The organism is Stappia sp. (assembly GCF_048261845.1).
GTDB lineage: Bacteria > Pseudomonadota > Alphaproteobacteria > Rhizobiales > Stappiaceae > Stappia.
Window position 1 is genome coordinate 1 of sequence record NZ_JBLXFR010000092.1, and the last position, 9972, is coordinate 9972.

The 9972-nt window shown below is 63.3% G+C and carries 12 protein-coding genes; 3 read left to right on the top strand and 9 right to left on the bottom strand.

Going from position 1 to position 9972, the window contains the following annotated elements; translation table 11 throughout:
* The 8 genes from hemN to ACN0T5_RS20335 form a co-directional block, all read right to left on the bottom strand.
* Positions 1-1056 (bottom strand): oxygen-independent coproporphyrinogen III oxidase (gene hemN, locus ACN0T5_RS20300; protein ID WP_417770434.1); only part of this gene is annotated, 1056 nt, incomplete at its 3' end.
* A gap of 50 nt (positions 1057-1106) precedes the next feature.
* Positions 1107-1799 (bottom strand): NnrU family protein, encoded by a 693-nt coding sequence (locus ACN0T5_RS20305; protein ID WP_343504839.1) that lies wholly within the window; start codon positions 1797-1799, stop codon positions 1107-1109.
* A complete protein-coding gene (locus tag ACN0T5_RS20310; RefSeq protein WP_194136492.1) occupies positions 1796-2026 on the bottom strand; it encodes an NnrT protein in 231 nt (76 codons plus the stop codon). Before ACN0T5_RS20310 ends, ACN0T5_RS20305 begins: the two co-directional genes overlap by 4 nt.
* Positions 2023-2196, bottom strand: coding sequence for a hypothetical protein (locus ACN0T5_RS20315; protein ID WP_343504840.1), 174 nt, complete (start codon positions 2194-2196; stop codon positions 2023-2025). Before ACN0T5_RS20315 ends, ACN0T5_RS20310 begins: the two co-directional genes overlap by 4 nt.
* 1 nt (position 2197) lies before the next feature.
* On the bottom strand, positions 2198-4075 hold the full coding sequence (locus ACN0T5_RS20320; protein WP_343504841.1) for a nitric oxide reductase activation protein NorD: 1878 nt from the start codon (positions 4073-4075) through the stop codon (positions 2198-2200).
* 4 nt (positions 4076-4079) lie between these two features.
* Positions 4080-4874, bottom strand: coding sequence for a CbbQ/NirQ/NorQ/GpvN family protein (locus tag ACN0T5_RS20325; RefSeq protein ID WP_343504842.1), 795 nt, complete (start codon positions 4872-4874; stop codon positions 4080-4082).
* A gap of 3 nt (positions 4875-4877) precedes the next feature.
* Positions 4878-6221 carry a cbb3-type cytochrome c oxidase subunit I gene (locus ACN0T5_RS20330; protein WP_092431220.1) on the bottom strand — a complete coding sequence of 448 codons (1344 nt, stop codon included), beginning with the start codon at positions 6219-6221 and terminating at the stop codon, positions 4878-4880.
* 21 nt (positions 6222-6242) lie between these two features.
* Positions 6243-6695 (bottom strand): cytochrome c, encoded by a 453-nt coding sequence (locus tag ACN0T5_RS20335; RefSeq protein WP_343504843.1) that lies wholly within the window; start codon positions 6693-6695, stop codon positions 6243-6245.
* Positions 6696-6820: 125 nt separating this feature from the next.
* On the opposite strand from ACN0T5_RS20335, the gene ACN0T5_RS20340 reads away from it, so the two are divergent.
* Entirely contained in the window at positions 6821-7039 is a 219-nt protein-coding gene (locus tag ACN0T5_RS20340) for a hypothetical protein (protein WP_343504844.1), read from the top strand.
* Between the two features lie 28 nt (positions 7040-7067).
* Here the strand turns inward: ACN0T5_RS20340 and ACN0T5_RS20345 are convergent, their stop codons facing one another.
* Positions 7068-7763 (bottom strand): Crp/Fnr family transcriptional regulator, encoded by a 696-nt coding sequence (locus ACN0T5_RS20345; protein ID WP_343504845.1) that lies wholly within the window; start codon positions 7761-7763, stop codon positions 7068-7070.
* A gap of 101 nt (positions 7764-7864) precedes the next feature.
* Here ACN0T5_RS20345 and ACN0T5_RS20350 point away from each other — a divergent pair, with 101 nt between their 5' ends.
* Together ACN0T5_RS20350 and ACN0T5_RS20355 are read left to right on the top strand one after the other, a co-directional pair.
* Positions 7865-8293 carry a pseudoazurin gene (locus ACN0T5_RS20350; RefSeq protein WP_092431216.1) on the top strand — a complete coding sequence of 143 codons (429 nt, stop codon included), beginning with the start codon at positions 7865-7867 and terminating at the stop codon, positions 8291-8293.
* Between the two features lie 80 nt (positions 8294-8373).
* Entirely contained in the window at positions 8374-9609 is a 1236-nt protein-coding gene (locus ACN0T5_RS20355) for an NnrS family protein (RefSeq protein ID WP_417770435.1), read from the top strand.
* Positions 9610-9972: the final 363 nt, after the last annotated feature.

Consider the following 9972-nt stretch of genomic DNA (forward strand, 5'->3'; position numbering starts at 1 on the left):
GCCGGCCACGCTCCGCAGGGCGAAGGCAGGCGTGGAGGCGGCGTTCAGGATGTAGCCAGAGGGAAAACGCGAGATTGACGAGGCGCCAAGGCCGATGAGCGTGGCGCAGGCGTCATCGACATAGCCCTGGAAATTGCGGCGCAGGCGGGCGCTCCTTGCGGCCAGAGCGAGCGCGTCGCCGGGGCGGGCGAAATGGTCGATGCCGATGCTTTCCAGCCCCGCTTCACCGAAGCGACGCGCTGCCAGTTCGGACAACTGGTAGCGTTCCAGCTCTTTCGGCAGCGCATCCTCGTTGATCAGCTGCTGCCGCTTCGACATCCACGGCACGTGGGCGTAGCCGAACAGGGCGATGCGGTCGGGCTTCAGGTCCAGCACCTTGGTCACGGTGTCATCCAGCCGCGCGAGGTCCTGATGCGGCAGGCCGTAGACGAGGTCCGCGTTTAGTGAACGGATGCCAGCGGCTCTAAGATCCTCAACGCAGGCGCGCGTGACCCCGAAGGGCTGCAGGCGGCCGATGGCCTTCTGCACGACGGGGTCGAAATCCTGGATGCCGATGCTTGCACGGTTCAAGCCTTCGTCGGCCAGAGCGGCGATCTTGTCGCGGTCCACCATGGTCGGGTCGATCTCGACCGAAAATTCCCAGTCGGCAGTATGCGGGATGACCGCCTTCACCGCCCGAGCCAGCCAGCGGATCAGTGCTGGCGGCAGGATTGTCGGCGTGCCGCCACCCCAGTGCATCCGGCCCATGCGCAGCCCTTCGGGAAGCGTGTCTGCGAGCAGGGCGAGTTCCTGTTCCAGAGTGCCGATATAGCTTTCCACAGGGCTCAGCGTTTTCGTGCCTTGGGTCCGGCATGCGCAGAACCAGCACAGCCGCGCGCAGAATGGTATGTGGATATAGACCGACACCGGTTCTGCCGGGTCCAGCGCCGCGAGGGCGCTCGCCTGCTGGGGCGCGCAGACGTCGGTCGAGAACACTGGTGCTGTCGGATACGAGGTATAGCGGGGCACCCGGGCGTCGAAGAGGCCGAGGGTTCTGAGGCGGTCGATCTGTTTCATGTGCCCGGTATGAAGGTTTCCGGCGCGACGTTCTTTGCGCCGGAACAAGTTCAAATCGGGAAGGGTGAAACGCCGATGATCACCGAGTGAAGATGCAAGAGTGCGATCCAGAGGAGCAGACCGGCGGCTACCCGCATCGCCGTCCCGCGCGCATTGGCGCGCATCCAGTCGCCGCGCACCAGAGGAGAGAGGGACAGGATAGCGGTATTTGCAAAGAATGCGCCGGAGTTGCCGTTAAGTGAGTGGCGGGCCCGCGCGTCGAAGGCGGGGATTGCGGCCAGTGCCATGACAAGGAAGCTGCCGAACAGGATCACCATGGCCAGATCGCCGTTCGGCACCAGGTGCGCACCGGACCACAGCGCCAGCGCCAGAAACAGCGGGTGGCGCGAGATGGCGGCGAATCCGGGCCGTGCGGGGTCGAACTCTGCGCCGCGCTTTCCGCCGAGTGTGAAGGGCTGGCGAAGCCCGGTGCCGCAGGTCACCAGGATCATGACGATCGGCATGGCGATGTTCGGCACCCAGCGGGTCCAGGGCAGCTGCGGCCAGAGATCGACATAGGGCGCACGGATCGCGGCCGAGACCACCCAGACCAGCAGGATGGTGGACAACAGCCCGTAGACGCCGAAATACACCCGCCGGCCGACCACGCCGATCAGCCGTTCACGCAGGCCGCCGACGCGCGGCAGGAAATGGCTCGCCACGAACAGCGTCAGCGCGAGCCCGTATTCTGTCCAACCGGTCATGCATCCTCCGCCTTTTCCATCAGCCGCACGATGTGCCAGGCGAAGGCATAGGTGGCAGGCAGGCCGATGACCAGCCCTCCGGCGGCGGCCTGCCAGGGAGTCAGCACTGGCCAGCCGAGCCAAGACCCGATCAGCGCGGCGAAGAACAGGTTCACGCCCATCGCGCCCGCGCCGAACGGGTAGAGCGCGGAAAGCAACTTCCACGAGGGGCGATGTTCAGGTTTCATCGCCGGCTCACCAGCCATTGCACCGCCGCCAGCGCGGCGATCAGCGCGAGGGAGCCGACAAGGAACCAGAACTCGGCCACCTCGGTCTGCGGCTGCGGGATCGGCCGTTCGAAGGGCTCGGCCAGCGCCCTGGCAGGAAGGGTCAGGGCGAGGGCAAGAATGCGTTTCACGTCATCTCTCCATTGTCAGGGTTTGATAGATGTTGGGGAGGGCACGGGGCAGGCGGGCGGGGTTTGGCAACAGCGTAAACCCGGCACGACCGAAGATATGGGCAAACCAATCCTGTCCGTCCTCATCCACGATTACACCGTGCACTACCTGTCCCAGCGCGCGGGCTTCGCGGACGGCCATGCGGCTGTCTTCGACCCCGTGCTGCCCTTCGTAGTGGTCCAGGTCGTTGGGCTTGCCATCGGTGAGCACTAGGAGGAGGCGGCGCGTCGCGCCCTCCTCGGCCAGTTGTGCGGAAACGTGCCGGATCGCGGCGCCGAGGCGGGTGTAGTGGCCCGGAGTGAGCCCGCCGATCCGTGCGGTTACCGCACGGCTCATCGGTTCCTTGAAGGCCTTGGCTCGGTGCACGAACACCCGATCGCGGCGCAGGGACGAGAAGCCCCAGATGCCCAACCGGTCGCCGGCGGTATCGATTCCTTCGGCGAGCGAGGACAACGCCTCGCGCGCGACCTCTATGACAGAGGTGTCGCCTATCGCCGCCTCCGTCGAGCGCGAGCAATCCATCAGGATCGCCACGGACAGATCTCGCGCCATTGGTCGGTTCGACTGCCACATGCGGTCGCTGCCCTCGTGGCCGCAGGCTATGTCGGTACGGGATGTCACCACCGCGTCAAGGTCCAGGTCGTCACCGTCGATCTGCCGCGGCAGGACCACGCGTCTTGGATGTAGTGGAGCGAACTGACGTTTGACCCGGGCAACGAGCTTCGGATCCGGGGAGTACAGGTCGCGCGGGCTGGCTTCCGCTTCCAGCACCCTCGTGTGTCCGGGCATGTAGTCCCCCGTGCGGCGGTTCCATTCCGGGTAGGTGAACTTTCCTGCCAGGTGCTCGTGTTCGGCATCCTGCGGCGAAAGATCCAGAGACAGGCGCAGGCGCGTGGCAGCGCGTTTCAGGTTCTGGCTCAGGGTCAGGTACTCCTGATCCTCGGCGGCCTTGGCAGCGTTGTCTTGGTCGTCATCGTCGACCATACGATTGAGGTTGAGGCTTTCCGCCCACGACATGATCGTCTCGAAGCGGTGAATGATGAAGCTGTCGTTGCGGTTGGCCTGGTCGCGGTCCTCGCGGCGGGCATCCTTGCGGGTGGGCACCGCCATCGCAGTTCCGGGGTTTTGCAACTCGTCCGACGCGGACTTGTCGTCCCGGGTCGCGTTGCGCAACCGCAGCCAGACCGGGACGGGCGCATAGCTCCGGTACCCTCGGGGGGCGGGGCAGACCCGGCATTCCTCGGCATCTGAGACGCCGCTCAGCTGGTCGAGGATCAGACGTTCAACACCGGCCTCGCAGCGCGGCAGACCGCCGCGGCTACGATACTGTACTATCAGCCGGCACAGACTGTCGTATGCTTGCCGTAGGCCGGGGCAGGCGGCATAGGTCCGGTCCGACGCGGCGGCCAGCGCGGCGATCTCGGCCCGGTCTGCGGCCAATGCGTCGGCCTCTAGCGACGGGAACTCGACATGGGCCGCCAACGCCGCCAGCCACAGGTAACAGGCCCTGTTCAGCTCGTGCGTCGGGAAAGCGTCGATCACCGGTGGCAGGCGCAGACGGTCACCGTCGAAATCAGCGACATGCACCCGTTCGCGCGGCGTTCCGATGCGGCGGATGCGGCCTGTCCGGTGGTCGGAGGTCATGAGCGGGGCGTGCGCGATTTCCACGCCCGCTGCGCCACCGAGTGCTCGGAACAGCGTGGTGACGGATCGGCGCATATCCTCGAACGTCACTGCGGGGGCGGCGTCGCCGGTCGCAGCCCCCCACCGCGAGGCCATGTCGTGCCAGAGGTTGCCAACGGTCTCCTCGGGCTCCATTAGGTCGAGAACGTGCAGCATGGGTCTACCCGTAGATCACGGCGGCGAGGTCTCGCAGCGCCTGTTGCGTGTCCGCCTCGTCGCTGAGCGGTTCGATGATTGCGACTTCGAGCGCACGGTCCACTGGCATCCCCTTGGCAATCATGGTGGCAGCGTAGATCAGCAGGCGGGTGGAGACGCCTTCCTCGAGGTCCATGCCCGAAAGCCCGCGGATTTTACCTCCCAGCCGCACCAGGGCGGCCGCGCGCGCCTCGTCCAGACCACTTTCGCGGACCACGACGGGCACCTCCACCTCGGGTGAGGGAAACGCGAACCCGATCGAGACGAAACGCTGCCGTGTCGACGGTTTCAGCTTTTTCAGTATGTTCTGGTAGCCGGGGTTGTAGCTGGCCACGAGCATGAAGGTGTCGGGCGCTGCCAGTTCCTCGCCCGTGCGGTCTATGACCAACCGGCGGCGGTCGTCAGTCAGCGGGTGCAGCACGACGGTGACGTCCTTGCGTGCCTCGACCACCTCGTCGAGATAGCAGATCCCGCCTTCGCGCACTGCCCGTGTCAATGGTCCATCGACCCAGACGGTCTCTCCCCCCTTCAGAAGGTAGCGTCCGATCAGGTCGGCGGCGGACAAGTCGTCATGGCAGGCCACGGTGTGCAGCGGCAGGCGGAGACGCGCCGCCATGTGTTCCACAAACCGCGTCTTGCCGCAGCCGGTGGGCCCCTTCAGAAGAAGGGGCAGACCGTTTTCATGGGCCGTCTCGAAAACTGCGCATTCATCGCCGGCAGGTTGGTAGAACGGCAGGTCGGGTGTGTTCATGTCTCTCATCGCTCACTCTCCCGGAACGGCGACGGGGCCGGGTTTGATCACCTCGCGGCGCACCGCGAGCATGGAGTAGATGAACAGGAGCGCGCCCAGCACCACAGCCACGCCGGACCCGAAGCGCATCAGGTAGAACAGGCCCAACTGGTCCTGCACGTCCATGTAGTAGTCACCCACGATCCGCTGCATGTGCGTCTGGATCGTGCCGGCAAAAGTCAGCGTGAAGGTCATGAAGGCCATCCCACCGGTCATCAGCCAGAAAGATGCCATGTTCAGCACCTGGTTGTAGGGCGCGCGATTCCGCAGGACCGGCATCGCATAGCTGAACATCGCGAGATTGAGGGCCACGTAGGCGCCGTAGAAGGCCAGGTGTCCGTGGGCGGCGGTGATCTGCGTGCCATGGGTATAGAAGTTCACCCCGTGCAGCGTGTGCAGGAAGCCCCAGACGCCTGCACCGAAGAAGGCGACGGTGGAGGAGCCGAGCGACCACAACAGCGCGGCCTTGTTTGGGTGGTTCTTGCGGCCTTTCCAGACCATCACGAAGGCAAAGGACATCATTGCGAAGAAGGGCACCACCTCGAAGGTCGAGAAGATCGAGCCGATCCACTGCCAGTAGCCCGGCGTACCGATCCAGTAGAAGTGATGTCCGGTGCCGAGAATGCCCGAGAACAGCGCGGTCGCAACAATCACATAGAGCCATTTCTCGATCACCTCGCGGTCCACGCCGGTGAGCTTCAGCATCAGAAAACCGAGGATCGCCGCCATGACCAGTTCCCAAGTCGCCTCGACCCAAAGGTGCACGACCATCCACCAGTACATCTTGTCGAGTGACAAGTTGTCGGGGTTGATGAAGGCGAAGACCCAGAGCAGGCACAGCAGCCACAGCCCCATCATCAGGATGTTGGTGATCGCCGTCTTGCGCCCGGCGAGGAAGGTCAGCGACACGTTTACAAGGAAGATCACGGCGGCAACGAGGATCCCGAACTTGACCCAGAGCGGCTGTTCCAGGAACTCGCGCCCGCCGTGGATTCCGGCGAGGTAGGAGACCACGGCGCCAAGCGTCCCGATCACCAAGATGGCAAGCTGGATGTAGGCGAGCTTGACCGAGAAGATCTCACGCTCGCTCTCCTCCGGCACGAGGTAGTAGGCGGCACCGAAGAATCCCAGCAGAAGCCAGACGATCAGCGCGTTGGTATGGATCATGCGAACCACGTTGAAGGGCAGGACCTCTGACAGCGTGTTGGGCGCGACATAAATCCACCCGGCGAGCAGTCCGCCCAGCACCTGGATGCCGAACAGCGCCATGGCCACGAGAAAATAGGCGTAGGCCACCTTTTGCGATTGGTATTTCATTGCTTGTCTCCTGTCAGAGCATCAGCCGGCGTCGTTCGGCGGCCAGCCCTGGGTGTCGGTCTGATCCGCCCAGCGAAGGAACTCGGCAAGGGCGCGCATCTCTTCGTCGGTGATCTCGAAGAAGGGCATCTGGCGGCGCCCCTCGATGCCGGAGGGTTGTGCCTTCATCCAGCCGTCGAGGATCTCGTAGGCCAGATCGGGATCTTCGGCCGCGCCCCAGCGGGTCATCACGTTGCCGAGTTCCGGGGCGAAATAGGCACCCTCGCCGTGCAGCGTATGGCAGTTGATGCAGGAATGACGTTCCCACACATGCTTGCCGTGGCGGACCTCATCGGTCAGTTCCATCCCGGCGGTCGCGGTCTGGGTGATGTGACGGTGGCTTTGCGCCGTCAGGGCCACGAACACGAGCACGAAGAAAATGGATCCCCCGTAGAACACGTTCCTGGCCCGCGATTTCGTAAGTATCTCTGACATTTCGCGGTCCCGGCAGTTTGTTTCGGATACGCGAGGTCTACGCGGCGGCAGGCGACCGTTTGTTGTGTAAGCGCAAAGAACCCGGTGAAAGGTGCTGGCAGGGTTCCGGAGGAAAGGACTTCTCCATGCGCCGCCGCCCGAACATTGATGATGTTGATCTGACGCTGGCGGACCTATTCGCGCTCTGGCCCGAGGCGGCACGTCCGTTCCTGGACCTAGGAATGCTTTGCCCCGGCTGCCCAATCGCGCCGTTCCATACGATCATGGATTCCTGCCGGGAGTACTGTCTGGACGAAGATACCTTCCGGAACGCGATTGTCGGCCAGCTGGGAGCGGGAAGGTAGCGTTACAGCTAGCCAATGGAGTGCGGGTTCAGCCGGTCTCGTTGCTGAGCACGACCAATCGATGCGGATCGGTGACGACGATGTGCTTTCGCGTAGATTGAACCATGCCTGCCTTTTCCCAAGCAGAAAGCAACCGGCTCACAGTATGCAGGGTGGTACCCGTCATATCTGAGATGTTCTGGCGTGTGACCGGAAAGGCGATCTCAATCCCCTTCTCGGTCTTTCGACCGCTTTGATTAACCATGCGAAGCACCGCGGCAGCGACGCGTTTCTCCACTGCCTGAGTCGCCATCTCGGTCAGGGTTTCCTGGATCTGGCCCAGCCTCGCACCCAGCGTCTTGTAGCTTTCGGTGGCGAAACCGTCGTATTTTGCCGTGAATTCGGGCCACAGCCGCACCGGCCAAGACAGCGCGATAGATTCCGCCGCCGCGACGGATGTGGCGGGGAAGGTGTCACGCTGCAGCGCCGGGGCGATGCCAAAGAGCTGACCGGGCGAGATGTGCAAGACGATGATCTGTTCGCCGCTGGGCGTGGTGCGGATTACCCGCAGATAGCCGTCCAGAAGCAGAAAGAAGCGATCGGCATCGTGGCCCTCGCGGAAAATGGCCACGCCTTCCTCGTAGCGGCGCGAGCTGGCCTGATCGAGGATTTCGCGGATCTGCGATCTGCTGAGCCGCGAGAAGGGTGGCAGGCCGCTCAGAAGGCTTTCGTCGAGCTTCAGCAAGTTTCGGTCCGCGAGTTTGATCAAGAGCAACGTTCAGAAGACTGTCTTAAACCAGAAATGTGGCAGGCGAAACAAGCGGACGAAGAAGAAAGGATGTTCCGATGTTTGCGAAAATGATGGTGGCTGCTACCCTTGCAGTGACCGCGACGATTGCCGGTGCCGAGACCATCGAGATTAAAATGCTGAACCGCGGTGAGGCCGGTGCCATGGTATTCGAACCGGCTTTCGTGAAGGCGGAAGCGGGCGACGTGATCAAGTTTGTTCCCACCGACAAAGGGCACAATGCGGAAAGTATCGATGGCATGCTTCCCGATGGCGTCGAGGCTTTCAAATCCGATATGAATAAAGAATTCGAACTCACCGCCGCGGCGGAAGGCGTTTATGGCATCAAGTGCACTCCGCATTACGCCATGGGAATGGTGGCCCTGATCCAGGTTGGTGATGCGGTGAACTTCGACGCGGCTGCAGGCGTGAAGCAGAAAGGGAAATCCAAAGACCGCATGGCGGAGCTGCTTGAACAGGTCGAATGATCACTCGTCCCTTTGACGTTCGACCGATCCGGGCGGTGCCAGACGCACAGCCCGATTGTCTTTAGGCCTGGAGGAACCCAATGCCCCTTCGTGAGCGTTACCGTGGCCCGGCGCTGTTGTCCTATGGCTTCCGGCCCTTCTTTTTGTCAGCTGTGCTCTTCGCGCTTGTCGCGATCCCCGCATGGTTGTTGATCTGGCGCGGAGAGATCGCCCGCGCAGGCCATTTTCTTCCCACCGACTGGCATGTCCACGAGATGGTCTTCGGCTATGGTGCCGCTGTACTGGCAGGGTTCCTGTTCACCGCGGTGCCGAACTGGACCGGACGACTGCCGACATGCGGCTGGCCACTTGCGTTACTTTTGGCTGTATGGCTGGCCGGTCGCGCGGCGGTGTTCGGAGGGCTAGGGCTGAGTCCGACGGCGGTGGCATTCGTCGACCAGATGTTCCTCCTGGCAGTCGCAGCCATGATCGCGCGAGAAATCGTCGCCGGAAAGAACTGGCGCAATCTCAAGGTTCTGGTGCCTGTGTCGCTTCTCTGGATCGCCAACCTGCTGTTTCATGTCGAGGCGATGGTAGAGGGCAGCGCGGAGCTCGGTCGCCGGCTGGGAATTGCCCTGCTGATCTTTCTAATCCTGCTGATCGGTGGACGGGTTGTCCCCAGCTTTACGCGCAATTGGTTGGTCCATCGCGGCGCGACCCGGCTGCCTGTCGCCTTCAATCGCTTTGACGGGCTTTGCCTGGTATCCGGCGCGGCGGCGCTGATCGCCTGGGTGGTCGCTCCCTTTGGCATGGCTTGCGCGGTGCTCAACTCGGTGGCGGCAATTTTGCACTTAGCCCGGCTTGTCCGCTGGCGCGGCGTGGAGACATGGCGCTCGCCGCTTCTGCTGATGCTGCACCTCGCCTACCTGATGGTTCCACTCGGTTTCGCATCAGTGGCGGCGGCGGCGATCGACCTTACCGGGCCGGCTGGCGCGGCGCACATCTTCGGGATCGGGGCCGTGGGCGGAATGACCGTCGCGGTAATGATGCGAGCGACGATGGGGCACACCGGCCGGCCACTGGTGGCTGGCCCGGTGCTGACGGCCGCCTTCGTGCTTGTCGTCGCAGCCTGCGCAGCTCGCGTGGCCGGCACTCATTTGTGGCTGGGCCCGCTAGACGGGATCGACCTTTCTGCCGCGCTCTGGACTGCCGGTTTCGCCCTGCTTGCGTGGCGGATCGGTCCGTGGCTTGCCCGACCGCGGGTGGCGCGGAAGATGCCCAGTTCACCGCCTGACAAACAAGAAGCTGCCACATCGGACGCTCGAGCAACAACTTGACTGACTTTGTTCCATGAATGTTCGCCCTGGAGGGCGGGTGCCGAAATCACCGGCGAATACTGGAGCGTCCTCTGACCCGCCGAACCTGCCTGTTGCGAAACATTATCAAGACTTATCAACGCTGGCGCAGTCGAGGCGACGTTCAAGGCTCCGGCTCGGTCGAGCAAACTTCTTCCCTACGCCGCAATACTTGCTGCGGGGCTGAAGATGGAGGTCACGAAGTGCCAGAAGAAACGCCGGACGCTGATGCAGTGTGAGCGTCACGAGCGGGTCATCTTGCGGGTGAGCTCTGCGCGCCAGAGATAGTCGGCACGCACTTTCAGGAGAGTTTGCCGATGAGCTTCGACGAGCCGAAGAGTACAG